24 protein-coding genes and 5 pseudogenes are annotated in these 24,776 nt (G+C 71.9%); 9 read left to right on the forward strand and 20 right to left on the reverse strand.

Annotated features, from left to right (window positions below):
• Positions 1-24 precede the first annotated feature (24 nt).
• The 11 genes and pseudogenes from Prum_RS12860 to Prum_RS12910 all read right to left on the reverse strand — a co-directional run bounded on the left by Prum_RS12860 (position 25) and on the right by Prum_RS12910 (position 11,569).
• On the reverse strand, positions 25-2,223 hold the full coding sequence (locus Prum_RS12860; RefSeq protein ID WP_173076704.1) for an MMPL family transporter: 2,199 nt from the start codon (positions 2,221-2,223) through the stop codon (positions 25-27).
• A 113-nt stretch (positions 2,224-2,336) separates the two neighbouring features.
• Positions 2,337-3,185, reverse strand: a pseudogene (mutM, locus tag Prum_RS12865) (bifunctional DNA-formamidopyrimidine glycosylase/DNA-(apurinic or apyrimidinic site) lyase); the annotation flags it as partial.
• Positions 3,178-3,924: a ribonuclease III gene (rnc, locus tag Prum_RS12870; protein ID WP_173076708.1), complete on the reverse strand. Its 747-nt coding sequence runs from the start codon at positions 3,922-3,924 to the stop codon at positions 3,178-3,180. The gene rnc and the pseudogene mutM, both read right to left, overlap by 8 nt.
• Complete coding sequence (locus Prum_RS12875; protein ID WP_173076710.1) at positions 3,917-4,876, reverse strand: phosphate acyltransferase PlsX; 960 nt, start codon at positions 4,874-4,876, stop codon at positions 3,917-3,919. The genes rnc and Prum_RS12875 overlap by 8 nt, the downstream gene beginning before the upstream one ends.
• A gap of 13 nt (positions 4,877-4,889) precedes the next feature.
• Positions 4,890-5,063 (reverse strand): 50S ribosomal protein L32, encoded by a 174-nt coding sequence (gene rpmF, locus Prum_RS12880; protein ID WP_173076712.1) that lies wholly within the window; start codon positions 5,061-5,063, stop codon positions 4,890-4,892.
• Between the two features lie 5 nt (positions 5,064-5,068).
• On the reverse strand, positions 5,069-5,632 hold the full coding sequence (locus tag Prum_RS12885; RefSeq protein WP_173076714.1) for a YceD family protein: 564 nt from the start codon (positions 5,630-5,632) through the stop codon (positions 5,069-5,071).
• Positions 5,633-5,918: 286 nt separating this feature from the next.
• Positions 5,919-6,415 (reverse strand): annotated as a pseudogene (locus Prum_RS12890) (ATP synthase subunit B family protein).
• Between the two features lie 111 nt (positions 6,416-6,526).
• Positions 6,527-7,002: pseudogene (gene coaD / locus Prum_RS12895) on the reverse strand (pantetheine-phosphate adenylyltransferase).
• Positions 6,999-7,562, reverse strand: a complete 564-nt coding sequence (gene rsmD, locus Prum_RS12900; protein ID WP_173076716.1) for a 16S rRNA (guanine(966)-N(2))-methyltransferase RsmD — start codon at positions 7,560-7,562, stop codon at positions 6,999-7,001. The pseudogene coaD and the gene rsmD overlap by 4 nt, the downstream one beginning before the upstream one ends.
• Before the next feature lie 253 nt (positions 7,563-7,815).
• Positions 7,816-9,989, reverse strand: a pseudogene (recG, locus tag Prum_RS12905) (ATP-dependent DNA helicase RecG).
• Positions 9,986-11,569, reverse strand: a complete 1,584-nt coding sequence (locus tag Prum_RS12910; protein ID WP_173076718.1) for a DAK2 domain-containing protein — start codon at positions 11,567-11,569, stop codon at positions 9,986-9,988. The pseudogene recG and the gene Prum_RS12910 overlap by 4 nt, the downstream one beginning before the upstream one ends.
• Before the next feature lie 322 nt (positions 11,570-11,891).
• Here Prum_RS12910 and rpmB point away from each other — a divergent pair, with 322 nt between their 5' ends.
• Entirely contained in the window at positions 11,892-12,083 is a 192-nt protein-coding gene (rpmB, locus tag Prum_RS12915; RefSeq protein WP_173076721.1) for a 50S ribosomal protein L28, read from the forward strand.
• A 235-nt stretch (positions 12,084-12,318) separates the two neighbouring features.
• Here rpmB and Prum_RS12920 read toward each other — a convergent pair whose 3' ends face one another.
• The 4 genes from Prum_RS12920 to Prum_RS12935 all read right to left on the reverse strand — a co-directional run bounded on the left by Prum_RS12920 (position 12,319) and on the right by Prum_RS12935 (position 15,030).
• Positions 12,319-12,855 carry a hypothetical protein gene (locus Prum_RS12920; RefSeq protein ID WP_173076723.1) on the reverse strand — a complete coding sequence of 179 codons (537 nt, stop codon included), beginning with the start codon at positions 12,853-12,855 and terminating at the stop codon, positions 12,319-12,321.
• 41 nt (positions 12,856-12,896) lie between these two features.
• On the reverse strand, positions 12,897-13,340 hold the full coding sequence (locus tag Prum_RS12925; RefSeq protein WP_173076725.1) for a hypothetical protein: 444 nt from the start codon (positions 13,338-13,340) through the stop codon (positions 12,897-12,899).
• A complete protein-coding gene (locus Prum_RS12930) occupies positions 13,337-13,888 on the reverse strand; it encodes an RNA polymerase sigma factor (RefSeq protein ID WP_218577220.1) in 552 nt (183 codons plus the stop codon). The genes Prum_RS12925 and Prum_RS12930 overlap by 4 nt, the downstream gene beginning before the upstream one ends.
• Positions 13,889-14,094: 206 nt before the next feature.
• Positions 14,095-15,030: a thiamine-phosphate kinase gene (locus tag Prum_RS12935; protein ID WP_173076729.1), complete on the reverse strand. Its 936-nt coding sequence runs from the start codon at positions 15,028-15,030 to the stop codon at positions 14,095-14,097.
• 94 nt (positions 15,031-15,124) lie between these two features.
• Between Prum_RS12935 and Prum_RS12940 the strand changes: the two genes are divergently transcribed.
• Both Prum_RS12940 and Prum_RS12945 read left to right on the forward strand, forming a co-directional pair.
• On the forward strand, positions 15,125-15,358 hold the full coding sequence (locus Prum_RS12940; protein WP_173076731.1) for an Lrp/AsnC ligand binding domain-containing protein: 234 nt from the start codon (positions 15,125-15,127) through the stop codon (positions 15,356-15,358).
• Between the two features lie 48 nt (positions 15,359-15,406).
• Positions 15,407-15,931 (forward strand): DUF3515 family protein, encoded by a 525-nt coding sequence (locus tag Prum_RS12945; RefSeq protein ID WP_246277858.1) that lies wholly within the window; start codon positions 15,407-15,409, stop codon positions 15,929-15,931.
• Here the strand turns inward: Prum_RS12945 and Prum_RS12950 are convergent.
• Complete coding sequence (locus tag Prum_RS12950) at positions 15,928-17,025, reverse strand: D-alanine--D-alanine ligase family protein (protein WP_246277859.1); 1,098 nt, start codon at positions 17,023-17,025, stop codon at positions 15,928-15,930. The two genes, Prum_RS12945 and Prum_RS12950, sit on opposite strands and share 4 nt — an antisense overlap.
• Positions 17,026-17,079: 54 nt before the next feature.
• Here Prum_RS12950 and Prum_RS12955 point away from each other — a divergent pair, with 54 nt between their 5' ends.
• On the forward strand, positions 17,080-17,580 hold the full coding sequence (locus Prum_RS12955; RefSeq protein WP_173076737.1) for a protein-tyrosine phosphatase family protein: 501 nt from the start codon (positions 17,080-17,082) through the stop codon (positions 17,578-17,580).
• Here the strand turns inward: Prum_RS12955 and Prum_RS12960 are convergent.
• The gene (locus tag Prum_RS12960) at positions 17,571-17,777 is read right to left on the reverse strand and encodes a hypothetical protein (RefSeq protein ID WP_173072742.1); all 207 of its coding nucleotides are present in this window, start codon (positions 17,775-17,777) and stop codon (positions 17,571-17,573) included. The genes Prum_RS12955 and Prum_RS12960 overlap by 10 nt on opposite strands.
• Positions 17,778-17,908: 131 nt before the next feature.
• On the opposite strand from Prum_RS12960, the gene Prum_RS12965 reads away from it, so the two are divergent.
• Entirely contained in the window at positions 17,909-18,124 is a 216-nt protein-coding gene (locus tag Prum_RS12965; protein ID WP_173076739.1) for a helix-turn-helix domain-containing protein, read from the forward strand.
• Positions 18,125-18,718 (forward strand): annotated as a pseudogene (locus Prum_RS12970) (Clp protease N-terminal domain-containing protein); the annotation flags it as partial.
• A 34-nt stretch (positions 18,719-18,752) separates the two neighbouring features.
• On the opposite strand, the gene Prum_RS12975 reads toward Prum_RS12970, so the two are convergent.
• From Prum_RS12975 to Prum_RS12985, 3 genes are read right to left on the reverse strand one after another with little or no spacing between them, the layout of a single operon-like run.
• Positions 18,753-19,865, reverse strand: coding sequence for a cystathionine gamma-lyase (locus Prum_RS12975; protein ID WP_173076743.1), 1,113 nt, complete (start codon positions 19,863-19,865; stop codon positions 18,753-18,755).
• On the reverse strand, positions 19,862-20,863 hold the full coding sequence (locus Prum_RS12980) for an NAD(P)H-dependent glycerol-3-phosphate dehydrogenase (RefSeq protein ID WP_173076745.1): 1,002 nt from the start codon (positions 20,861-20,863) through the stop codon (positions 19,862-19,864). The genes Prum_RS12975 and Prum_RS12980 overlap by 4 nt, the downstream gene beginning before the upstream one ends.
• Entirely contained in the window at positions 20,860-21,555 is a 696-nt protein-coding gene (locus Prum_RS12985) for a lysophospholipid acyltransferase family protein (RefSeq protein WP_371871367.1), read from the reverse strand. The genes Prum_RS12980 and Prum_RS12985 overlap by 4 nt, the downstream gene beginning before the upstream one ends.
• A gap of 112 nt (positions 21,556-21,667) precedes the next feature.
• Here Prum_RS12985 and cofC point away from each other — a divergent pair, with 112 nt between their 5' ends.
• From cofC to Prum_RS13000, 3 genes are all read left to right on the forward strand, one after another.
• Positions 21,668-22,267 (forward strand): 2-phospho-L-lactate guanylyltransferase, encoded by a 600-nt coding sequence (cofC, locus tag Prum_RS12990; protein ID WP_371871229.1) that lies wholly within the window; start codon positions 21,668-21,670, stop codon positions 22,265-22,267.
• Positions 22,268-22,269: 2 nt separating this feature from the next.
• Complete coding sequence (locus Prum_RS12995) at positions 22,270-22,467, forward strand: cold-shock protein (RefSeq protein ID WP_425571401.1); 198 nt, start codon at positions 22,270-22,272, stop codon at positions 22,465-22,467.
• A gap of 111 nt (positions 22,468-22,578) precedes the next feature.
• Entirely contained in the window at positions 22,579-24,768 is a 2,190-nt protein-coding gene (locus tag Prum_RS13000; protein ID WP_173083705.1) for an RNA degradosome polyphosphate kinase, read from the forward strand.
• Positions 24,769-24,776 lie beyond the last annotated feature (8 nt).

Genomic DNA, 24,776 nt, shown 5'->3' on the forward strand with positions numbered 1-24,776 from the left:
GGGGCCCTTGCTAACGCACACAGGTCAACGCACGCTTACCAGTTCCGGCGTGGGCTCCTCGGCGGCGTGCTTCGCCTCGGGGCGCTCCCGCAGGAAGCGCGGCGCCCACCAGTTCGCCTTGCCGAGCAACGTCATCACCGACGGCAGCACGACCGCCCGGATGATCGTCGCGTCGAGCAGGATCGCCGCGGCGAGCCCGATGCCGAGCTGCTTCATGTCGATCGTGCTCAGCGTGGCGAAGATGGAGAACACCGCCACCATCACGATCGCGGCGCTGGTGACCACGCCGGCCGAGCTGGTGATCCCGTACGCCACCGCGTCCCGGTTGGACACGCCCCGGCGTACCGCTTCGCGGATCCGGCTGACCACGAAGACGTGGTAGTCCATGGACAGTCCGAAGAGGACCACGAAGAGGAATAGTGGCAACCAGGTCACGATCGAGCCCATCGACGTGAAGCCCAGCAGGCCCTCCGCCCATGTGCCCTGGAAGACCACCACCAGCAGGCCGTACGACGCGGCGACGGACAGCAGGTTCAGCAGGATGGCGGTCAGCGCGATCACCACCGAGCGGAACGTCAGCAGCATCACCAGGAACGTCAGCACCAGCACGAACGCCATCACCAGCGGCAGCTTCTTCTTGATGTGCGCGGCGTAGTCCACGCTGCCGGCCACGTCGCCGCCGACCGCGTACTCCACTCCGGACAGTCCACGCATCGCCTCGGGCAGGTACTCCCCGCGCAGCTTCTCCAGCGACTGCCGGGCCTCGTCCGTACGGGTGTGGAACGGCGTGGCGACCTCCAGCGTGGTGACCGTGCCGTCGGCGGACTGCTGGATCTCCGGCCCGTCCGCCTCGACGGGGGCGAAGAGCTTGTCACCGCCGGCCTTCTCGGCGAGCCCGGTAAGAGCCGCCTTGACCGAAGAAGCCTCGGAAGCCGGTGCCTCCACCGCGACGAAGTGCGTGGTGCCGGTGCTCGGGAACGCCGCGGTCAGCCGGTCGTACGCCTGCATGGCCGGGGTGGTGCGGGGCAGGTCCTCCATGCCCGGGAACTTCATCTTCATGCCGAACGCGGGCACCGCGAGCGCCAGCAGCAGGCCGACCGAGACGGCGAGGGCGATCCTCGGGTGGCGCAGCGCCGGGCGGAGCACGGCCGGCCAGAAGCGGGGCGCGCCGGAGCGGCGGGCCTGCAGGCGCCAGATCAGCGGCACCCGCGGCCGGTCGACCCACCGGCCCAGCTTGGCCAGCAGCGCCGGCAGCACGGTCAGCGAGCCGATCACCGCGACCGCGACCACCAGGATCGAGCCCACGGCCAGCGAGGAGAACACCACGTCGGTGGCCAGGAAAAGGCCGGCCATCGCGATCATCACGGCGATGCCGGAGACCACGACCGCGTGCCCGGAGGTCTCCGCGGCGATCTCCACCGCGTCCAGGTGGCTCTTGCCCTTGGCCCGTTCCTCGCGTTCGCGCCGGACGTAGAAGAGCGAGTAGTCCACGCCGACCGCGAGACCGATCAGCAGGATCACGCTGTTGGTCGTGTCGGTCGACGGCAGCACGTGCGAGGCCAGTGTGGACAGACCCATCGCCGCGAACACCGACGACATGGCCAGCAGCAGGGGTACGCCGGCGGCGATGAGCGCACCGAACGCGACGATCAGGATGAGCAGCGTGACCGGGAGGCTCAGCAGTTCGGCCCGCTTGAAGTCCTCGCCGAGCGTGTCGTCCAGCGCCTTGCCGATCGACGGCCCGCCGACCTCCTCGACGCGTACCCCAGGGTGGTCCTTCTGCACGGCGGAAGTGGTGTCCTGCAAGGGTTGCAGCCGGTCCGACGCGGTGTCCGGGTCGCCGGCCATGGTGATCGCGACCAGCAGCGCCGAGCCGTCGTGGGCCGGGATCGGGTCAGCCACGCTCGCCACTCCCGCGGTGGCCTTCATCCGCGTGATCGCGTCGGCCGCCGCCGCGTCCGCCGCCGCCCGGTCCAGCTGTCCACTAGGGGCGGTGATGAGGATGTTCTCCACCGCCGGGTTGTCGAAGTCGCCGTGGATCTCGATCACCGAGGCGCGGCCCGCTTCGCCGATCGCCTCGTCCTCGTCGGTGGCCTCGTTCAGGCCGGCCGCGTTGCCGCCGACGAAGCACACCGCCACGAACACCACCCAGAGCGCGATGGCGCGCCACGGGTGTTCCGCGCTCCACCGCGCGACCCGTACCGTCATCGGTCGCTTGCCCATCGCGGGCTCCCCCTTAGCGTCAAGTCTCTGTTGTCAGGCTCTGACGCTAGGGAGTCATCCGTCGAACTACATCCGGGACGGCCCCGCCCCACCCCGGATCTCGATGCGGGGGAAATACCCCTACGCGGGCGTGGCTGGCACCGGGGACAGGAGAAGGAGGAGCGGTTCATGAACGGCTCGCGCCGCATCGGGGTGCCGCACCGCGGGCAGGGCTCCCCCTCCCGCCCGTACGCGTTGAGCGAGCGGTCGAAGTAGCCGCTCTCGCCGTTCACGTTGACGTAGAGCGCGTCGAAGCTCGTGCCGCCCGCGACCAGCGCCTCGGACAGGACGTCGCGGACGTGCCCGAGCAGCCGGCCCACGGCCGGCTTGGTCAGCGCGTCGGTGGCCCGCGCCCAGTGCAGCTGGGCCCGCCAGAGCGCCTCGTCGGCGTAGATGTTGCCCACCCCGGAGATCAGGGTCTGGTCCAGGAGGGCCCGCTTGACCTCGGTGCGCTTGCGGCGCAGCGCCGCCACGAACTCCGCGTCGGAAAACAGCGGATCCATCGGGTCCCGGGCGATATGGGCGATCTCCGCGGGCAGTTCGGCGCCCCCTTCCGAGTACGACAGGCCGCCGAACGTGCGCTGGTCCACGAAGCGCAGCTGCGGCCCGCCGTCGTCGAACGTGAACCGGACCCGCAGGTGCGCCTCGTCCGCCACGGTCGCCGGCTGCATCAGCAGCTGCCCCGACATGCCCAGGTGGCCCAGGACGGCGTCGCCCGAGTCGAGCGGCAGCCACAGGTACTTGCCGCGCCGGCACACGTCGACGACCATCCGCCCGGCCAGCGCGTCCGCGAAGTGGTCCGCGCCGAGCAGATGCCGGCGTACGGCCCGCGGGTGGCGCACCTCGACGGACGCGATCCGGCGGCCGGCCACCCACTTGGCCAGCCCTTGCCGGACCGTCTCCACCTCGGGCAGCTCAGGCATCGTCCGCCCCGGTCTCCACCACGGACGGCTCGCCGAACTTCGCGGACAGCGTCCGGTACGCCGCCTCCGCCGCCCGCTGCTCCGCCTCCTTCTTGCTGCGGCCCTCCGCGCCGCCGTACCGGTCGCCGGCCACCACCACCCAGGCAGTGAACGTCTTGGCGTGGTCGGGACCGGCCTCGTCGATGCGGTACTCGGGCACCCCGAGCCCGAGCGACGCGGTCAGCTCCTGCAGGCTCGTCTTCCAGTCCAGCCCGGCGCCCCGGCCGGCCGACTCGATCATCAGGGGATCGAACAGCCGGTGGATCACCTCGGCGGCGATGTCCAGGCCGTACTGGAGGTAGATCGCCCCCAGCAGCGCCTCCAGCGTGTCCGCGAGGATGCTCGCCTTGTCCCGCCCGCCGGTGGTCTCCTCGCCCTTGCCGAGCAGCAGGTACGGCCCGAGCCCGTGCGGGCCCAGCCCGCGCGCCACGTCGGCCAGCGCCCGCATGTTGACCACGCTGGCGCGCAGCTTGGCGAGCTGCCCCTCGGGCAGGTCGGGGTGGTTGTGGAAGAGCGCCGTCGTGATCACCACGCCGAGCACCGAGTCGCCGAGGAACTCCAACCGCTCGTTGGTGGGCAGCCCGCCGTTCTCGTACGCGAAGGACCGGTGCGTCAGCGCCCGCTCCAGCAGCTCGGCGTCGACGGCGACGCCGAAGGCCCCCTCCAGATGCACGGCCGGCGGCCGCTTGCGCTTATCCATGACTCACCCCTAACAAAGTGGCGATCTCGGTAGCCGCGGCGCGGCGGTGAAGCTGGGCGGCGAGGGCGATGCCGGAGGCGACGTCCGCGCCGGTGGCGGCGCCGTGGCACACGACCACGACACCGCCGACACCGATCAGGGCCGCGGCGCGCGGCGGCGCCCCGGCCGGGTCACCGATCATCTGGTACGCGCCTTCGATGCCCTTGAGCAGCACGTTTCCGGTGAACCCATCGGTGACTATCACATCTGCCCGCTCGCCGGAGGAGGCTTCGTAGCCCTCGACGAGGCCGGCGTACCGGGCCTCGCAGGGCAGCTCCTGCGCCGCGATGTACGGGTCGGCGGCGCGGCGGGCCCGGTCTCCCTTGCCCGGCTCGGTGCCGATCGACAGCAGCCCGACCCGGGGAGACTTCACGTGGTGGACGGTGGCGGCGTACGCGGCTCCGATGGCGGCGTGGCGTGCCAGGGTGCCCGGCCGGGCCTCGACGGAGGCGCCCACGTCGAGCAGGACGACCGGCCCGGCGACGGCCGGCAGGGTGGCGACGAGCGCCGGACGGCGTACCCCCGGCCAGCGGCCAAGCCCGAGCACGGCGGCGGTGACCGTGGCGCCGCTGGCCCCGGCCGAGACGAGCGCGTCGGCGCTCCCCTCCGCGACGGCCGCGACGACCGCACGGACGGTGGTGTCGGCGCGTTTCGCCTTCGCGGCGGCGTCGGCCATGCCAACAGCGGACCGGACCGGGCGGATGGTGACCCGGGCATGCGCCGCTAGCTCGTCGTCCACCACCTCGGGTGGACCGACGAGCAGCAGGTGAAGGTCGGGATCGGCTTCGCAGGCCCGCAGAGCGCCGTCAACCACGACGGCGGGTGCCCCGTCCCCGCCGAGGAGGTCAACGGCGATCCGCGCGATTTCCGGCTCAGAGGCCGGTGCTGCCCGACCCGACGTCGGGCGAGTCACGCGCGACCTAGAATCAGACCTCGATGACCTGGCGACCGTTGTAAGTGCCACAGACGGTGCAGGCCGCGTGGGGCAGCTTCGGCGACCGGCACTGCGGGCACGCCACGGTCGCGACCGCGGTGGCCTTCCAGTTCGCCCGGCGCGACCGGGTGTTGCTGCGCGACATCTTGCGCTTGGGAACCGCCACGGTTCTTACTCCTCTTTCCGACTCAGTTGCGTCAGGGCCGCCCACCGGGGGTCGACCTGCTGGTGGCTGTGGTCAGCCGGCAGCTCGTCCCAGGGCATCCCGCACTCGGTACACAGCCCGGGACAGTCGTCTCGGCACAGCGGGTTGGTCGGCAGCGCGAGCACCACCGCGTCCCGCAGCACCGGCTCCAGGTCGATCAGGTCGCCCTGTAGCCGGCCCACCTCGTCCTCGTCGGTCGTCTCGTCCGTGGCGCTGTGCTCATACGCGTACAGCTCCTGGATCGTGACGGCCACCGAGTCGCTGATCGGGCGCAGGCACCGCCCGCACTCACCCGTCACGGGTCCGGTCACGGACCCGGAGACGAGCACGCCCTCCGACACCGACTCCATCCTCAGCTCGAGAACGAGGTCGGCGCCTTCCGGCACCCCGATCAGCTCCAGTCCGAGGTCCGCCGGCGCCGGCGCCACCCGACTGACCGTACGCATCGCACCAGGCCGGCGCGGCAGCTCCCTCGTGTCGAGGACCAGCGGCGACCTGGGGTTGAGGTGGGTCTGCGAATGATTGGGCATCGTAAGACTCCGGCCTGGTAGAGGCCGACGGTCTAGGTTACCCGACCGTCCCCCTTCCGCCTCCCCACCCCTCACCGCCGATCGCGGCTCGCCCGCAGCTCCGCCCGCCGCGGCCCCCGCCCGCCGCGGCGGGCGCCGTCGATCAAGGGCTTTCCCGTCGATCAAGGGCATATGGTCGCGCTTTGATCTCCAAACCACGACCATATGCCCTTGATCGACGCAAAAGTCCTTGATCGACGCGCCGCCGAGCCCGGCGGCGCCGAGAGCGACGAGCGCGACGAGAGCGTCAGAACGGGAGTGGGCGCTCGTTCTCCTCGCCGACGAAGGTGCCGATCTCCCGGAGCGCGTGCATCTTGTCCCGGCCCCGCTCGATCGACGCCAACGCCCTGGTCAGGAACTGCTCGAAGTTGGCCAGCGCGGTGTCCACGTAGTCGTCGACCTCTTCGCGGAGCCGCTGCGCCTCGGCCCGCGCCTCCCCGATGATCCGCGCACCCTCGTGCTCGGCGGAGACAGTGATTTCGTTCACGGAGACGAGCCGCGCGTGCTCGGCCTCCCCTCGCTGATGATCCGCTCGGCTTCCCGCTTGCCGGCGTCGATGATCTTGTCGCGCTCGTCGAGGAGCGCCGTGGCCCGGCGCAGCTCGCTGGGCAACTCGGCGCGGAGCTGGTCAAGAGCGCCGATCATCTCGCCGCGGTCCACCATGCAGTTGGTACGCGACATCGGGACCGAACGAGCGGCCTCCAGAATGGCGATGATCTCGTCGATGCGGTCGAGCGGGTCCACCGGCACCTCACCCCTGTCGTTCTACAGCCGACCACCCAATGATGCGGCCGGGAGATGCGAAGTGTCCCTACCCACCCTCACGCGGCGCGTCGCCCATTGTGAAGCATGGGCTTACCGGGCGTACCGCTCGGTCAGCCGGGCGGCCACCACGTCGGGCACGTGCGCCGACACGTCGCCGCCCCACTTCGCGACCTCCTTGACCAGGCTGGAGGAGAGGAACGAGTAGAGCGGGTTCGTCGGCATGAACAGCGTCTCCACCCCGCGAGCCCGATGTTCATCTGCGCCATTTGTAGTTCGTAGTCGAAGTCGCTGACCGCGCGCAGGCCCTTGACCACGACCGCGGCCTCATGGGTCCGGCAGAAGTCCACGAGCAGCCCGCGAAACGACAGCACCCGCACGTTGGCGTACCCCTTGGTCACCTCGCCGAGCATGTCGAGGCGCTCGTCCTCGGTGAAGAGGCCGGTCTTCGACTGGTTGATCAGCACGCCGACGATGACCTCGTCGAATAGCCGGCTCGCCCGGCCGACGATGTCCAAGTGCCCGTTGGTGACCGGGTCGAACGAGCCGGGACATACCGCACGTCTCACGATCGGCGACCGTACCAAAGCGTCGTCTCCCCATATCGTCGGCTGTGCTCGCCCGTGATCCCTTGCACCCAGGTCAGCGCCCCGGACCGGGTCGACCGCTCCACCACCACCAAGGCGTCCGCCGCCAGCCAGCCGCCGCCCACCAGCGCGACGAGCGCCGCCGTGACCTCTTCGTCGGGTACGGCGTACGGCGGGTCCAGGAACACCACGTCGTACGGGCCGTCCTCCGGGCCGGCCGTGAGCACGGTGCTCACCTTCGCCGTGGCCAACCGGGCGGCCGGCGCGGCGCCGAGCGCGGCGATGTTGGCCCGGATCACCCGCGCGACCCGGGCGTCCGACTCCACCAGCAGGACGTGTGCGGCACCGCGGGACAGCGCCTCCAGCCCGACCGCCCCCGAGCCGGCGTACAGGTCGGCGAACCGGGCGCCATCCAGGTCGATCATCGATTCGAGCGCGCTGAAGAGCGCCTCGCGCACCCGGTCGGACGTGGGACGGGTGCGGTCGCCGGCCGGCGCCGAGATCCGGCGGCCGCCGAGGGTGCCGGCCACGATGCGGGTCATGGGACCGACGCTACGCCACGCGGCGCGCTCGTCACATCCGTCACTCCGCTACACACAGGCATCGGCCGAACGCTGGATGCGGATCGAACGTCAAGAATTGGTAACGGGATGCTTAGTTGGCCCTCAAGTCCTATGTGGCTGTTCGGGAACCGCTAAGGTCGTGCGCGCCGCGCAAGATGACCTTCATCGCACAAGCTTTACACCCGAAAGCGGCCCGCGACGACTCCCCCGGTCGTCGCGGGCCGCACCCGCTTCAGCCTTTCTCCAGGTACTCCGCGCGCTCCTCGTCGACCAGCGCCGCCACGGACGCCGCCAGCGCCGGGTGCCGCTCGAGCTCGGGATCCTCCTCGATGAGGGAGATCGCCTCCAGCCGCGCCTCGCCGATGAGCTTGGTGTCGCGCAGGAGCGACAGCAGCCGCAGGTGCGAGCGCCGGCCGGACTGCGTGGCGCCCAGCACGTCGCCCTCGCGCCGCTGCTCCAGGTCGATCTCGGCCAGCCGGAACCCGTCGGTCGTCGACGCCACCGCGTCCAACCGTTCACGCGCGGGTGACTCGGCCACCGCCTCGCTCACCAGCAGGCACAGCCCGGCCGCCGAACCCCGGCCCACCCGCCCGCGGAGCTGGTGCAGCTGCGACACGCCGAACCGCTCGGCGTCGAGCACCACCATGACCGTGGCGTTGGGCACGTTGACGCCCACCTCGACCACCGTGGTGGCGATCAGCACATCGATCTTGCCGGCGGCGAAGGACCGCATCACCGCGTCCTTCTCGTCCGCCGGCAGCCGCCCGTGCAGCACCCCGAGCCGCAGCCCGTGCAGCGGGCCGTCGGACAGCAGCGGCGCCACGTCCAGCACGGCCAGCGGCGGGCGCCGGCCCCCGTTGTCCGACTCGGGCGGGGCGTCCTCATCGGACGATGCGTCGCCGATCCGCGGGCACACCACGTACGCCTGGTGGCCGGCCGCCACCTCCTCGCGGATCCGCTGCCACGCCCGGTCGAGGTAGGCCGGCTTTTCCGCGGCCGGCACGACGTGGGAGGCGATCGGCGACCGTCCGCGCGGCAACTCGGACAGCGTGGAGGTCTCCAGATCGCCGTACACGGTCATGGCCACCGTGCGCGGGATCGGCGTGGCCGTCATGACCAGGACGTGCGGCGGCTGCTCGGCCTTTGCCCGCAGCGCGTCGCGCTGCTCCACGCCGAACCGGTGCTGCTCGTCGACCACCACGAGCCCCAGATCGGCGAAGTCGACGCCCTCGTAGAGCAGCGCGTGCGTACCCACGATGATGCCGGAGTCGCCGGCGGCGATCTCCTCCAGCGCGCGCCGCCGGGCCGCGGCCCCGAGCGACCCGGTGACCAGCGTCACGCGGGTGGCGCCGTCGGCCGAGTCCAGCTCGCCGGCGCGACCGAGCGGGCCGAGCAGCTCGGCGATCCCGCGGTAGTGCTGCGCGGCCAGGACCTCCGTGGGTGCCAGCATCGCCGCCTGCCCGCCGGCGTCCACCACCTGCAGCATCGCCCGCACCGCGACCAGCGTCTTGCCCGAGCCCACCTCGCCCTGCAACAGCCGGTGCATCGGGTGCGCTCCGGACAGATCCGCGGAAATCTCGTCGCCGACCGCCTGCTGCCCGCCGGTCAGCTCATAAGGCAGGGCGGCGTCGAACGCCGCCAACAGGCCGGCCGACAGGCGTGGTCGCGGTTTCGCCGGCCACGACGCGGCGCGGTGCTTGCGCTGCACAAGCGTCAGCTGTACGGCGAAAGCCTCGTCCCATTTCAACCGGTGGCGCGCCCGGAAGAGCTCCTCTTTGGTCGACGGCCGGTGGATCTCCCGCAGCGCCCCGGCGAGCCCCACCAGGTTGCGTTCGGCCCGGACCGTGCCCGGCAGCGGGTCTTCCGGCGGCTCGAACGCGTCGAGCACGACCCGCACGCACCGGGCGATCGTCCACGTCGGGAGCTTCGCCGCGGCGGGGTAGACCGGGATCAGCGCCCCGGCGAACTCCTCGATCTCCTCGGACGCCTCGCCCTCGTCGGCCAGCAGGACGTACTCGGCGCCGTTGAGCTGGCGCTTGCCCCGAAACTCGGTGACCTTTCCGGCGAACAGCCCCACCGGCCGGGGCGCAGCTCGCGCTCGCGCCACACCTGCCGCCGCCCGAAGTACGTGAGGCCCAGCACGCCGCCCGCGCCGTCGCTCACGGTCACCTCGAGCATCTCGTCGGTGCCGCCCTTCATCTTGCGCCGGTTGGTGGCGAGCACCTGGGCGAGGACGGTCACCTGCTCGCCCACCTCGAGGGTGCGGATGTCGGTGTGCTCGCCGCGCTCGTCGTACCGCCGCGGGAAGTGGTAGAGCAGGTCCCCGGCCGTGTGCAGGTCGAGGTGGGTGGCCAGCGCCTTGGCCGTCTTGTCGCCGAGGAACTTCTTCAGCGGTGTGTCCATCATTCGACGCCTACCAGGAGCGGATAGTGCGGCTGGCCGCCGTCGTACACCTGCACCTCCACGAACGGCCACGCCTCGGACAGATGGGCGCACAGGTCGTCGGCCAGCCCTGCCGGCGCCTCGGCGCCCAGCAGCAGGGTGACCAGCTCGCCGCCCCCGCCGAGCATGCGGTCGAGCAGGCCGCGGCAGGTCTCGGGCAGGTCGGACCCGATGATGTGCACCTCGTCTTCGACCAGCGCCAGTACGTCGCCCGGCTGGCAGCGGCCCGCCATGGTGAGCGCCTCGCGGCTGGCGTACGTGATCTCGGCGTACCGGCACGCACCGGCCGCCTCGGCCATCGCGATCACGTCGTCTTCGAACCGGCGACCCACGTCGCGCACCGCCAGCGCGGCCAGCGCCTGCACCGGCGAGCGGGTCGGCACGACGCTCACCCGTACGCCACGCGCGTGCGCCTCCTTCGCCGCCGCCCCGGCCACCGCCTGCGTGTTGGGGTCGTCGGGCAGCACCACCACCCGGGCCGCCCGGGTGGCCAGCACCGCGTCGAGGATCTCCGCCGTGGACGGGTTGCCCCGGACGACCCGCGCGCCCTCGCCGCCGAACAGCGTGGCCAGGCCGGGCCCGGCCGCCACCACGACCGCGCCGCGCCCGTCCGGGTCGAGCCGCGGCGCCTGGTCCTCGAAGCGGGTCACCGAGATCCGGTGCGGCCGCCCGGCCCGCACCCCCGCCTCAAACGCGGCGCCGATGTCGTTGACGTGGACGTGCACGTTCCACGTCGGGGGTGCGCCGACCACCACCAGGGAGTCGCCGAGCCCGGCCAGGGTCGACTTGAGCCGCTCGACAGCCGCCTCGTCGGCATCGAGAAGATACTGCACCTCGTACGCGAAATCGGACGAACCGGTCTCGCGCGTGACGGTGACCGCCGGTCGGACCGTGACCGGCGGGGTCTCGACCTCCTGGCCGGTGATGACCGCCACCAGGGCGTCGAGCAGGACGCACAGGCCGCGTCCGCCGGCGTCGACGACGCCCGCGCGGGCCAGGGCCGGCAACTGCTCCGGGGTACGCGCCAGCGCCCGCGCCGCCGCGCCCGCCGCGGATCGGGCGACCGCGTCCAGATCGTCGGAGCCGGTGGCGGCGGCGCCCTCGGCGGCGGCGGTGGCGACGGTCAGGATCGTGCCCTCGACCGGCTTGGCCACCGCCGCCCGGGCCGCGCTCGCCGCCTCCCGAAGCGCCCCGGCCAGCGCCTCCCCGCGCACCGTCCCGACCTCGGCGAGCGACTCGGCCATCCCGCGCAGGATCTGCGACACGATCACCCCGGAGTTGCCCCGGGCCCCGAGCAGCGCGCCGCGGGACATCAGCCGCAGCACCCGGCCGTGCGGCGTCTGCGCGCCCTCCGGCCCGGGGTCAAGATCAAGCGCGATCGCCTGCTGCGCCGACGTGACCGTGAGCACCAGGTTGGTGCCGGTGTCGCCGTCGGGCACCGGATAGACGTTGAGCTCGTCGATCTCGTGCTGATGCGCGCGCAGCGAAGCCAACCCGGCCGCGCACCACCGCCGCACCGCCTCGGCATCGAACGTGTCCAGCACGCGATGAGCCTACTGTCGCCCCCCGACACCGCCTTCCGTCCGCGCCGACCCGCCCTCTTCCCGCCCCCGCCCCGCCCTCTTCCCGCCCTCTTTCCCGTCGATCAAGGGCATATGGTCGTGCTTTGATCTCCGATCCACGACCGTTTGCCCTTGATCGACGCGAAAGTCCTTGATCGACGCGGCGCTGCGGGCCGCGGCCCGCGGCGCCGCCGGGCGGGCCGGGGGCGATTGGCCTGGCACCGTGGGGATCGGCTACCCTGGTCAGGTTGCCCCGGGTTGGGCCCGCCGGTGACCTCATGATCGACAATCCCAGGAGTGTTCCGTGGCTAGCGTGTGCGACGTCTGCGGCAAGGGGCCGGGCTTCGGCCACAACGTGCCGTGGTCCAAGAAGAAGACCAAGCGGCGCTGGGACCCGAACATCCAGACGGTCCGTACGCCGGCCGGTGGCGGCACCACCCGCAAGCTGCACGTGTGCACCTCGTGCATCAAGGCGGGCAAGGTCGTCCGCGCCTAAGGCGCCCCGCCCACACCAAACGCTTTCATAGCCGCCGGATCGGATGATCCGGCGGCTATGTGTGTGTGTCCGCGATGCTGCTCCGCGATCTTGCTCCGCGATCTTGCTCGTCGATCAAGGACTTCCACGCCGATCAAGGGCAAATGGTCGTGGATCCGAGATCGAACCACGACCATTTGCCCTTGATCGACGGGAAAGCCCTTGATCGGCGCTTAGGAGAGGGAGGGCGTAAGAGCTAGCGCGCGCCCACCGCGGAGACCACCTTCTGGGTCCACGTGGCCTGGTACATCACGCCGGGGTCCAGGGCCGGACCGTTGGGCGGCTCCACCAGGGTGACCTTGCTGCTCATCGTCACGCTGCGGAGGCCAACCGCGTGCCCCGTCGCCGGGTCGAAGAGGATCTCGTCGCCGCTCTCCCGCTCGGTGTGCCGCACGGCCACCAGGCGCCGGCCGTCCACCTGCACCTCGCTGGACGTGATCCCGCGCAGCCCCGTGAACGCCCGCAGCAGCCCCGCTCGCACCTGCGGGCTCAGCAGGAGGTCGCTGCTCGCGTAGAACTCCTGCATCGCGCTCCAGACCTGGTGGTCGGTGGACCAGGCGTCCTCGTCGCCCATCTCGCCGCGCAGCTTCGCCCGGAGCTCGTCCGGGTCGGTGGGCAGCGACGCCACCCATTCCGGCGTCGGATGCGCGAAGCTCGGCCCGGTCGAGGCGGTGGACTCCGGCTGGACGGACTGTGCCGGCGCACCCCCACCCGCCTGCTCCTGCGCGACCATCCCCTGCGGGTCGAACCACAGTTCGCGCGGCTGCGGCTTGATCAGCCCCGTCTCGTCCTCCCCGGCGTCGCGTTGGCGATCTCGAAGGACGCGGCCCAGCCGTCGTGCTTGACGTAGATGTACTGGCCCGGCTGGACCGTGGCGCCCGCCGCGCCGGCCGCGGCCTTGTCGGCGAGCGCGTTCAGGGCGGCGACGGTCTCGGCCGGCGCGGCCGCCCGGTTGGCGTCCTTGGTCTTGGTGCCGGACGGCGAGCCGAAGCCCCACGGCGCCTCCGTCGAGCTGAACACCACGCCGCCGCCCACCGCGAGCCCGGCGACCACCGCCGCCGCCAGCACCGGTGCGAGGAGTCGGGACGAGCGCCGCGCCGGCGTCGCCCGGCGGCGGATGACCTGGTGCCACGTGCGGCTGACCGACTCGTCGGTCGGCTCCAGCCGGCCGGGGGGCAGGTCGCGGACGGCGGTGATGTCTGAGTCCATGCGGTTCATGGGGCTTCTCCTTGGACGACTGAGGTGAGGGCGGCCCGCACCTTGGCGCGGGCACGGTGCAGGGCCGACTGGACCGACCCGAGGGGAATCTCCAGCGCCGCCGCTATCTCGGCGTACTCCAGCTCGGCCACCGCGTACAGCAACAGCACGTCGCGCTGCCGCCTGGGCAACTTCGCGAGTACGGCGGACAGCCGCGCCACGGTGCGCTCCGCGTCCACGCGGTCGGCGGCGCGCTGGCCCGGCCCGTCGACGGTGGATGACCCACCGTCCCCGCGCGCGAGCGCTCGCAGCGCCCGGATCTCGGTACGGCGGTGCCGCCGCAACAGGTTGGTGGCGATGCCGTACAGCCACGGCAGCATCTCGCCCCGACCCGTGTCGTAGCGGTGCCGCTGCTCGTACGCGACGAGGAAGGTCTCGGCCACCACGTCTTCGGCGGCCTGCTCCCCCACTCGCCGCGTGCAGTAGCGCAGCAGCTCCCTGGCGTACCGGTCGAACATCCCCGCGAGGTCGGTCGGGTCGACCACCACGGGGAACGTCGGCGTTGTCATGTCCCTTCTTGCCACCGCGCCGCCCCGATGTTCCCCGGGTCTAGGGCCTGTGTCGAAGTGGGGGCCGGAGCGAGGCGAGGCCCAGGCGGCGGTCCGGTGGTGCCGGGCGGAAGGTCGCATACCGGTGTTGTATGCGGCCTTCCGCCCGGTGCCGCCGGTCGTCGTCTGGGTCCGCCGCAGCCCGGTCATCCACTTCGACACAGGCCCTAGAAGTGCCGCCACCCTGTCGGGCCCTTGTACGCCCTGCCGTCCACGGTCACGCCGGCACCCTCGCGTACCTCGCCCACCACCCGCCAGCCCTCCGGCAGCGCGGTGTCCACGGGAAACGTCGCCACGAGCGCGTGGTCCTCGCCGCCCGCCAACACCCACGTGTACGGGTCGACGCCCAGCGCGTGCGCCGCGTCCCGCATCTGGCGCGGTATGTCGAACGCGTCCCGGCGCACGTCGGCGCCCACCCCGCTGCCCGCGGCGATGTGCCCGAGGTCGGACAGCAGCCCGTCGGACACGTCGACCATCGCGGTGGCGCCGAGCGTGGCCGCCTCCGGTCCGGCGGCGTAGGGCACCTCCGGCCGGCGGTACGCGTCGACGAGCAGCTTCGGGGTACGAAAGCCGCGCGACAGCACGGTGTAGCCCGCCGCGGCGTACCCGGTGCGGCCGGACATGGCGACGACGTCGCCCGGCCGGGCCCCCGTGCGCACGACGGGCGCCCGGCCCTGGAGGTCGCCGAGCGCGGTGACCGAGATCGTGAGGGTCGGGCTGCCGGACATGTCGCCGCCGACGACGCTGGCACCGACCAGCCCGGCCTCCGCCGCCAGGCCGTCGGCGAGCCCTTCGGCCCAAAGCGCCTCGAGGTCTGCGGGTACGCACAGCGCCACCAGCAGCGCGGTCGGCACCGCGCCCATCGCGGCGATGTCGGCCAGGTTGGCGGCGGCGGCCCGGTGGCCGACGTCCTGCGCCGTGCACCAGTCGCGCCGGAAGTGCCGCCCCTCCACCAGCACGTCGGTCGACGCGACCACGCGCCCGTCGGCGGCGGTCACCACCGCCGCGTCGTCGCCGGGACCGAGTAGCACGGTCGGCCCGACGGGCAGGCGAGTAGTGATCCGGGCGATCAGACCGAACTCACCGACTTTCGCCACACTCACAAAACCGCCTCCTCAGGCACCAAGACCTTTCCGACCTGCTCCGTACGGTAGTTTCACGTTCGAGCCGCTCGCTGCGGCGGAGAGGAGTCGGATCGTGGTCCAGGCATACATCCTCATCCAGACCGAGGTCGGACGGGCGCGTGACGTGGCCGCAGCGATCAATGATGTCTCCGGAGTCGTGCGGGTCGACGCCGTCACCGGGCCGTATGACGTGGTGGTTCTCACGGAGGCGCATACGGTGGACGAGCTCGGGAAGATGATCGTGAGTAAGGTCCAGATGGTGCCGGGAATCACCCGGACGCTGACCTGTTCGGTGGTGCACTTATAGGTGGATAGGACCACCCGCCAAGCGGCGTTGTGGGCAACGGTGGTGGCTGTGCCATTGACGGCACTCGTCGCCGTCGTCGCTTTCTTCGCCGTACGCCCCGACGACGACACACCGGCCGCCGCGCCGAGCCCGTCGCCCAGCGCGTCGCCGGCCCCGCGGTCGACCGCGCCCGTACAGATGGCCGCGCCGGCCCTGTCCGAGCGCGCCGCCGTCGTCTGCCGCGCGCTGCTGTCGCAACTGCCGAACGCGGTACGCGATCTGCGCCAGCGCCCGGTCACGGCCGGCTCGGAGCAGAACGCGGCGTACGGCGACCCGGCCATCACGGTCGCGTGTGGCGTGCCGCCGACGTCGTACCCGCCGACCGACTGGGTGTACCCGCTGAACCGCGTCTGCTGGCACTCGGCCCAGCGCGCGGGCGCCACCGTGTGGACCACAGTGGACCGCGAGGTGCCGGTCCAGGTGACCGTGCCGGGGTCGTACGACCAGCCGGGCCAGTGGACGCTGGCCTTCTCCGACCCGGTGGTGGCGTCCGTACCGTCGATAAAGGACGTACCGACCGGCTGCACCGACTAGTGCAGGCCGGTGCCGCGGCGCAGCGCCGTACGGATGAGCCGGCTCACCAGCTTCGGGTACTCCAGACCGGTCGCCGCCCACATGCGCGGAAACATCGACGTGGGCGTGAAGCCCGGCATAGTGTTGATCTCGTTGAGGTAGACGTCCAGCTCGGGCGTGACGAAGAAGTCGACCCGGCCCAGCCCGGCGCAGTCCAGCGCGGTGAACGTGCGGCAGGCGTACTCCTGGATCTGCCGGGTGACCCGCTCGGGCAGGTTGGCCGGGACGTCGTACTCGCAGGAGTCGTCGAGGTACTTCGCCTCGAAGTCGTAGAACTCGTGGTCGGCGACGACCCGCACCTCGGCCAGCAGGGACGCCTCGGGCGCGCCGCCGGCCTCGCCCTCCAGCACGCCGCACTCGACCTCGCGGCCCACGATGGCCGCCTCGACGAGCACCTTCGGGTCGATCTGCCGGGCCTCGGCCACGGCCACGTCCAGCTCGGCCCAGTCGGAGACCTTCGTGATCCCGTACGACGAGCCGGCCCGGGACGGCTTGACGAAGACCGGCAGGCCGAGCCGCTCCTTGTCCGCCTCGGACAGCGTCGTTCCGGCGCGCAGCACGGCGTACGACCCGACCGGGATGCCCTCGGCCGCCGCCAGCTTCTTGGTGAACTCCTTGTCCATGGCGGCCGCCGAGGCGAAGACGTTCGCGCCGACGTACGGGATGCCGGCCATCTCCAGCATGCCCTGGATGGTGCCGTCCTCCCCGTACGCGCCGTGCAGGGCCGGGAAGACCACGTCGACCCCGGCGAGCGCCCGCGGGCCGTCGGCCGGGTCGAGGACCATGAGCTCGCGCGTCGGGTCGGCGGGGAGCACGACGGACGCACCCGTCTCCGCGGTGATCTCGGGCAGCCGCCGGTCGGAGATGGCGAGCTCGGCCGGGTCACCGCTCGTGAGCACCCACTGGCCGGCGCGGGTGATGCCGACCGGGACCACCTCGTACTCGTCCGGGTCCAGAGCGGCGAGGATGCTGCCGGCGCTGACCGCAGAGATCGCGTGCTCGGTGCTGCGTCCGCCGAAAACGAGGGCTACGCGGGTCTTCCTTGGGCTGCTCACGCGGGTGACCCTACTCTGCGTAGGCCACGTTCGCGTTCGAGGAGCGGAGAGTCGATGAGACCAACACTCCATGTCGTCGAGTGGCACGGCCCTGGGCGGCTGGCGACCATGGCCCACCCGCGCGGCGGGGACTGGCTCGAGGACGAGATGTCCGCGCTGGCCGAGGCCGACGTCGACGTGCTGGTCTCCGCGCTGACCCCCGACGAGTACGACCGCCTCGCGCTCACCGGTGAACGCGAGGCGGCGCGCGCCGCGGGGCTGGACTTCGTCTCGTTTCCGATCCTCGACCGCGGCGTGCCGGAGCCCGGGCCGGAGCCCGCTGAGCTGGCGGTACGCCTGGCCGCCCACGTACGGGCCGGCCGGTTCGTGGTCACCCACTGCTTCGCGGGGATCGGGCGAGCGACGCTGCTCGCCGGGGCCACGCTCGTCACGCTGGGTGCCGGGCCCGCCGAGGCGCTCCAGCTCATCTCCGCGGCCCGCGGGCTACGAGTGCCGGACAACGACACGCAGGCGGCATGGCTCTTCGAGTTCGCGGCGGCGTTCGGTTACCAGTAGCCGCGGCGCTTCTTGCGGTAGTGCCCCTTGAACCGGTAGTGGCCGTGGTAGCCGTAGTGGCCTTGCCCATGGCCGTGCCCGCGCCCGTGGCCTTGCCCGTAGCCGGGGCCATATCCGTGCCCGTGCCCGTACCCCTGCCGGTAGCCGTGGCGGTGGAGCAGGCGGCCGATCTTCGCCGCCAAGAACGAGAGAACCATGCCTTTCAGGTGACGCCTCATGTCCCAAGAGTAGGGAACGCACACCACCGCCGACCTGTGCGCAAGCTGTGCGTTAGCTGGAGATGTCAACCAGGGTTGACACAGCACGATTGTCAACGTAAGTTGACAGCATGAGTGAGGCAACCGAGCTCGCGGCAGCGGCCGGCAGCACCGATCCCCGGACCGGGCTGCGCGCCGTGCGGGCCCTGCGCCGGCTGCTGGAGACGCTGGAGCTCCTGCAGGTCGACAACGCCCGGCGGCAGGGCTGGTCGTGGCAGGAGATCGCCGACGTGCTCGACGTGACCAGGCAGGCAGTCCACAAGAAGCACGCACGGCGGGAGGCGTAGATGTTCGAGCGGTTCACCGATCGGGCGCGGGGCGTGGTCACAGGCGCCCAGGACGAGGCCCGGCAGCTGCGACACCGGCATATCGGCACCGAGCACCTGCTGCTGGCCCTGCTCGCCGACGACGCCGGACTCGCCGGCACGGTCCTGCGCGACGCGGGTGTCTACCCCGAGCAGGTCCGCGCCGACATCCGGGCCATCGTCGGCACCGACCCCGACCCGCTGGGCGCCGCGGACGCCGAGGCGCTGCGGGCGATCGGCATCGACCTCGACGCCGTCCGGTCGAAGGTCGAGGAGACCTTCGGCGAGGGCGCGCTGGAGCCGCCGCACACCTGCCAGCCGCGCCGGCGCGGGCTCTTCCTCCGCGGCGAGCCGGGACCGCTCGGCCCGGTTCGCGGGCACATCCCGTTCACCGCGCGGGCCAAGAAGGTGCTGGAGCTGTCGCTGCGCGAGGCCCTGCACCTGAGGCACAAGCACATCGGCACCGAGCACATCCTGCTCGGCCTGCTGCGCGAGGGCGACGGCCTGGCCGCCAAGGTGCTGTCCGACGCCGGCCTCCGCCTGGACGACCTCCGCGGACACGTCCTCGACGCGCTACACCGCGCCGCCTGACCCGTGGACTCGATCGGCTCTAGCGCGGGGACTGGTCCAGGGCACGCTCGATGTCGCGTACCAGGTCGTCGGGGTCTTCCACGCCGCAGGAGACGCGTAGGAAGCCCGGCGGGGTGTCGTCGCCCCACTGGGCGCGCCGGTCGGCGCTCGTGTGCAGGCCGCCGAACGACGTCGCCGCGTACACCAGCGACGAAGCGGTGAGGAAGCGCGCCACCCGGTCCGCCGTACCGAGGTCGACCGACACGATGCCGGGGATCCGTCGCATCTGCCGGGTGGCCACCACATAGGACGGATCGTCGGGGAGGCCGGGCCACCGTACCCGGTCCACATCGGAGCGGGCCGCCAGCGCCACGGCGACCGCCGCCGCGTTGGCCGACTGGCGGGCCAGCCGGAGGTCCAGTGTGGCCAGTGAGCGGTGCGCCAGCCAGGCGTCGAACGGGCTCGGGATGCCGCCGGTCTGCGTACGCCAGGTCGTGATCTGCTCCAGCAGGTCGGGCGAGCGGGTGGCGGCGTACCCGAGCAGCATGTCCGAGTGGCCGGTCAGCGCCTTGGTGCCGGAGGCGACGGAGACGTCGGCGCCGAGGTCGAGCGGGCGCTGACCGAGCGGCGTGGCCGCGGTGTTGTCGACGGCCACGAGCGCGCCGGCCGCGTGCGCCGCCTCGGTGAGCGCGGCCAGGTCGCACACGTCCAGGCCCGGGTTGGCCGGCGTTTCGAGCAGCACCAGGCGTACGCCCTCGAACGGCGGGTACGGGCCGGCGGTGGGCACATAGGACACTCGTACGCCGAGCCGCTCCAGCGTGGCGGCGGCGAAGGAGCGGACCGCGTAGTACCCGTCGGAGGGCAGCAGCACGGTGTCGCCGGGGCGCAGCACGGACATCAGCACCGCCGTGATGGCCGCCTGCCCGCTGGCGAACGCCCGGCAGTCGCCACCCTCCAGCTCGCCGATCGCCGTCTCCAGCAGCCGGCGGGTCGCGTTGTCCGGGCGCCCGTAGCCGTCCCGGGCCGGCCCGGTTACCGGATCGACGTGGTACGTCGCCGCGAACACCGGTCCGGGCAGGAACGGCTGGCCGGGCACCGGCTCGGGTAGTCCAGCGTGGACACAGCGGGTGCCGTCGCCATACTGATCCGTCATTCCGCCTTCGTCTCCCGGCTCATCAACGCGATCAGGGCCTTGCGCGGGTCGACGCCCTCGTGGCAGACCTTCTCCACCTGTTCGGTGATCGGCATGTCCACATTGTGCGTACGGGCGAGGTCGCGGATGGCCAGGCAGCTCTTCACGCCCTCGGCGGTCTGCCGGGTGGCCGCCTGCGCCTCCTCCAGCGTCTCGCCGCGCCCCAGGTGCTCGCCGAAGGTCCGGTTGCGGGACAGCGGCGAGGAGCAGGTGGCCACCAGGTCGCCCAGCCCGGCCAGGCCGGCGAACGTCAGCGGGTCGGCCCCGAGCGCCACGCCCAGCCGGGCGGTCTCGGCCAGCCCGCGGGTGATCAGCGTCGCCTTCGTGTTGTCGCCGAGGCGCATGGCGGTCGCGATGCCGTACGCCAGCGCGATCACGTTCTTGACCGCGCCGCCCAGCTCGCAGCCGAGCACGTCCTCGTTGGTGTACGGCCGGAAGTACGACGTTGTCACCGCGCGCTGCACGACCGTCGCCCGAGCCATGTCGATGCACGCGACCACCGTGGCGGCCGGCTGCTCGGCTGCGATCTCGGCGGCCAGGTTGGGCCCGGACACCACCGCCACCCGGTCGGCGGGCACGCCGGCGGTCTCCACGACCACCTCGCTCATCCGCTTGGTGGTGCCCAGCTCGATGCCCTTCATCAGGGAGACCAGCGTGGCGTCGGGCTCCAGGAACGCGGCCCAGTTGGCCAGGTTTCCCCGCAGGGTCTGCGACGGTACGGCCAGCACGACCAGATCGGCGCCGGCGATCGCCTTCCCGGCGTCGGAGGTGGCGGTGACCCGCTCGGGCAGCCGCACCGCCGGCAGGTAGTCCGGGTTGGTGCCGTACTCCCGGATGGCCGCGGCGACCTGCTCCCGCCGGGCCCAGATGGTGACGTCGGCGCCGGCGTCGGCCAGCACCTTGGCGAACGCCGTACCCCATGAGCCGGCCCCGAGCACGGCGGCGGTGGTGGTAGTCATGCCTTTTCTCCCTTGGCTGGCGCCCACAGCGGCGGCGGAGTCTCGCCGCGGATGCCGGCGAGCAGGTCCCGGACCCGCAGCATGATCTCGTCGGTCATCTCGTCGAGGGTGGCCTTGGTGGGCTCGGCGCCGGCCCACCGGGAGAGGTCGACCGGCGGCCCGGCGGCGACGGAGATCGGCGTACGGGGCTTGACCCGGACCTTCTTGGTGCGGGTGTCGAAGAAGCTCTGCGGGCCCCACATGGCCACCGGGATCACCGGGGCACCGGTGGCCAGCGCCAGGCGGGCCGCCCCGGTCTTGCCGCGCATCGGCCACAGGTCGGGCTCGCGGGTCGTCGTGCCCTCCGGGTAGATGATCACGGCGCCGCCGTCCTTGACGGCCGCGACCAGGGTCTCCACAGACTTGGCCGCGTCGACGGTGCCCCGTTCGACCGGGATCTGCTGAACCCGGGTGATGATCCGGCCCACCACCGGCACCTTGAACACGCTCGCCTTGCCCAGGAACCGCGGCCACCGGCCGGCGTCGTATACGAAGTGCGCGCAGATCAGCGGGTCGACGTGGGACAGGTGATTGGGCGTGATGATCACGCCGCCGGTCTGCGGCATGTGCTCGAAGCCGGTCCACGTCCGCTTGGTCATCGGGGTGACGACCGACTTGATGAGGATCACCACGAACCGCCGCAATGGCCCCAGCCGTTTCACGGCTCTCCTCCTAGCTGGGCCCTCGCGGTTAGCAGGGGCCCCTTCCTATGCAGAAAGCGATAATAAGGTGCCCTTCCTTGCGTGGCACCATGGTGCGCGTGGAGTGGGGGTGGTGCTGCCGGTTAAGCGGCTCGGCGTGGCCAAGAGCCGGCTGCGCGGGGCGGTCGACGCGGTGCCGCACGAACGGCTGGCGCTCGCCCTCGCCCAGGACACCGTCGCAGCCGCCGTCGCCTGCCCGTACGTCGCTGAGGTGCTCGCCGTCACCGACGATCCCACCGTCGCGGACGCGCTCGCCGCCCTCGGTGCCCGGATCGCGCCCGACCTGCCCGGCGCTGGCCTCAACGCCGCCTTCGCGTACGGGGCGTCGCTCCTCCCCGGCCGGCCGGTGGCCGCGCTGGCCGCCGACCTGCCCGCGCTGCGCCCCGAGGAGCTGGCCGCCGCTCTGCGAGACGCCACCGCTCGGTCGTACGTCGCCGACGCGCCCGGCACCGGCACCGTGTTGCTGACCGCGCCCGTGGGGGTGCCGCTCGAGCCGCGGTTCGGGCCCGGGTCGGCCGCCGCCCACCGGCGTTCCGGGGCGCTCCCGCTGCCCGGCGACTGGCCGACGTTGCGCCGCGACGTGGACACGGCGGCGGACCTGGCCGCGGCGACCCGGCTCGGGCTCGGTCCACACACCGGCGCCGTCGCGTCGGTACAGTGCTAACCGTGCAAGGCACCGTCGCCACGTACGACCCGCAGACCCGCTCGGGCACCCTGCTGCTCGACGACGGCACCGAGGTGGCCTACCCGGCCGAGGCGTTCGCGGCGTCCGGGCTGCGGTTGCTGCGCCTAGGCCAGCGGGTACGCATCGACCGCGACGACTCGGGGCTGGTCACCCGCGTTACGTTGCCCACCTTTGACTGAGTTTCGCGGGCCGAATTCATCTCGCGTTAACCGTGTTCGGGTGATGATGACGGGGTGAGCGAAACGCCAGCCCGACGCACCCCGCACCCGCGCCGAGCCCCCGGCGAAGTTTTGGCGACCGTTCCTCGGCGCGGCCCCGACGGCAAGTTCGTCAGCGGCGAAACGGACGCGACTGAGAAGGAGCCGACCCCGGCGACCGCCGGCGACATCATCGACGCCCCGCCGCCGGACGACGAGCCGCCTGTCGAAGAGCCGCTGCCCGAGGACCGGTTCCTCAACCGGGAGCTGTCCTGGCTCGACTTCAACGCGCGCGTGCTGGCCCTGGCCGAGGATCCGGACACGCCACTGCTGGAGCGGGCCAAGTTCCTGGCGATCTTCGCGAGCAATCTCGACGAGTTCTACATGGTGCGGGTCGCCGGCCTCAAGCGGCGCCTCCAGGCCGGCCTGCCGATGCGCGGTGGCGACCAGTTGCCGCTGCGCACCCAGTTGGAGTTGATCGCCGAGAAGACGACCATGCTGGTCGCACGGCACGCCGGCTGCTTCGGCGACGAGGTGCAGCCGAAGCTCGCCGCCGAGGGCATCCAGGTGGTCCGCTGGGACGACCTGGACGGTTCCGAGCGGGAACGGCTGCGGACGTACTTCCGGGAGGTCGTCTTCCCGGTCCTGACCCCCCTCGCGGTCGACGTGGCGCACCCGTTCCCGTACATCTCCAGCCAGTCCCTCAACCTGGCCGTCACGGTCCGCGACCCCGACGGCGGCCCGGAGCTCTTCGCCCGGGTCAAGGTGCCCAACAACGTGCCGCGCTTCGTCGTCGTCGAGAACACCGGCCGCACCAGCCGCTTCCTGCCCCTCGAAGAGCTGATCTCCACCCAGCTCGGCCAGCTCTTCTCCGGCATGCAGGTGGTCGAGTGCCACCTGTTCCGGGTCACCCGCAACGCCGAGTTGGAGGTCGACGAGGACCGCGACGAAGACCTGCTCCAGGCGCTCGAACGCGAGCTGGCGCAGCGCCGCTTCGGCCCGCCGGTGCGGCTGGAGGTCGCCTCCTCCATCTCCGACCAGATGCTCGACCGGCTCGTCCACGAGCTGGACATGGACAGCCATGACGTGCTGCGCGTGCCGGGCCTGCTCGACCTGTCGTCGCTCTGGCAGGTGTACAACGCGGTCGACCGGCCGATGCTCAAGGAGCGGCCGTTCGTGCCGGCCACCCACCCGCGCTTCGCCGAGGGCGAGGTGCCGCGGAGCGTCTTCGCCACCTTGCGCGACGGGGATGTGCTCGTGCACCACCCGTACCACTCGTTCTCCACGAGCGTGCAGCGCTTCATCGAGCAGGCCGCGGCCGACCCGAACGTGCTGGCCATCAAGCAGACGCTGTACCGCACCAGCGGCGACTCGCCGATCGTCGACGCGCTGGTCGAGGCGGCTGCCGCCGGCAAGCAGGTGGTGGTGCTGGTCGAGATCAAGGCACGCTTCGACGAGCAGGCCAACATCGGCTGGGCGCGCACGCTGGAGCGGGCCGGCTGCCACGTCGTGTACGGGCTGGTGGGCCTCAAGACGCACTGCAAGACCGCGCTGGTCGTACGGCAGGAGGGCAACCAGATCCGCCGGTACTGCCACATCGGCACCGGCAACTACCACCCCAAGACCGCCCGGCTGTACGAGGACTACGGCATGCTCACCGCCGATCCCGAGGTGGGCGCCGACGTGACCGATCTGTTCAACGTGCTCACCGGTTACAGCCGCCAGACCGCGTTCCGCCGGCTGCTGGTCGCTCCGCACGGCGTACGCGCCGGCATCGTCGACCGCATCGACCGGGAGATCGAGCACGCCCGCCTCGGCGGCCGCGGGCTGGTACAGATCAAGGTGAACTCCCTCGTCGACGAGCAGGTCACCGACGCGCTGTACCGGGCCTCACGCGCCGGCGTACACGTGGATCTGATCATCCGCGGGATGTGCACGCTGCGGCCGGGCGTGCCCGGCCTGTCGGACAACATCCGGGTCCGGTCGATCCTCGGCCGCTTCCTGGAACACTCGCGGGTCTTCCGGTTCGGCAACAACGGCTCCACCGAGTTCTGGATCGGCTCGGCCGACCTCATGCACCGCAACCTGGATCGCCGCGTCGAGGCGCTCGTGCAGGTCACCGATCCGGTCGCGCGCGCCGAGCTCGACCAGGTGATCGGGCTGGCGATGAGCGACGAGTGCGAGGCGTTCGAGTTGCAGCCCGACGGCAACTGGATCCGCCGCCGCCGAGACGTGCACCTCCAGGAGGCGCTATTGCGGCGCATCGTCGGCGCGCCAAGTTAAGTAGGCTG

This window comes from Phytohabitans rumicis, assembly GCF_011764445.1.
GTDB lineage: Bacteria > Actinomycetota > Actinomycetes > Mycobacteriales > Micromonosporaceae > Phytohabitans > Phytohabitans rumicis.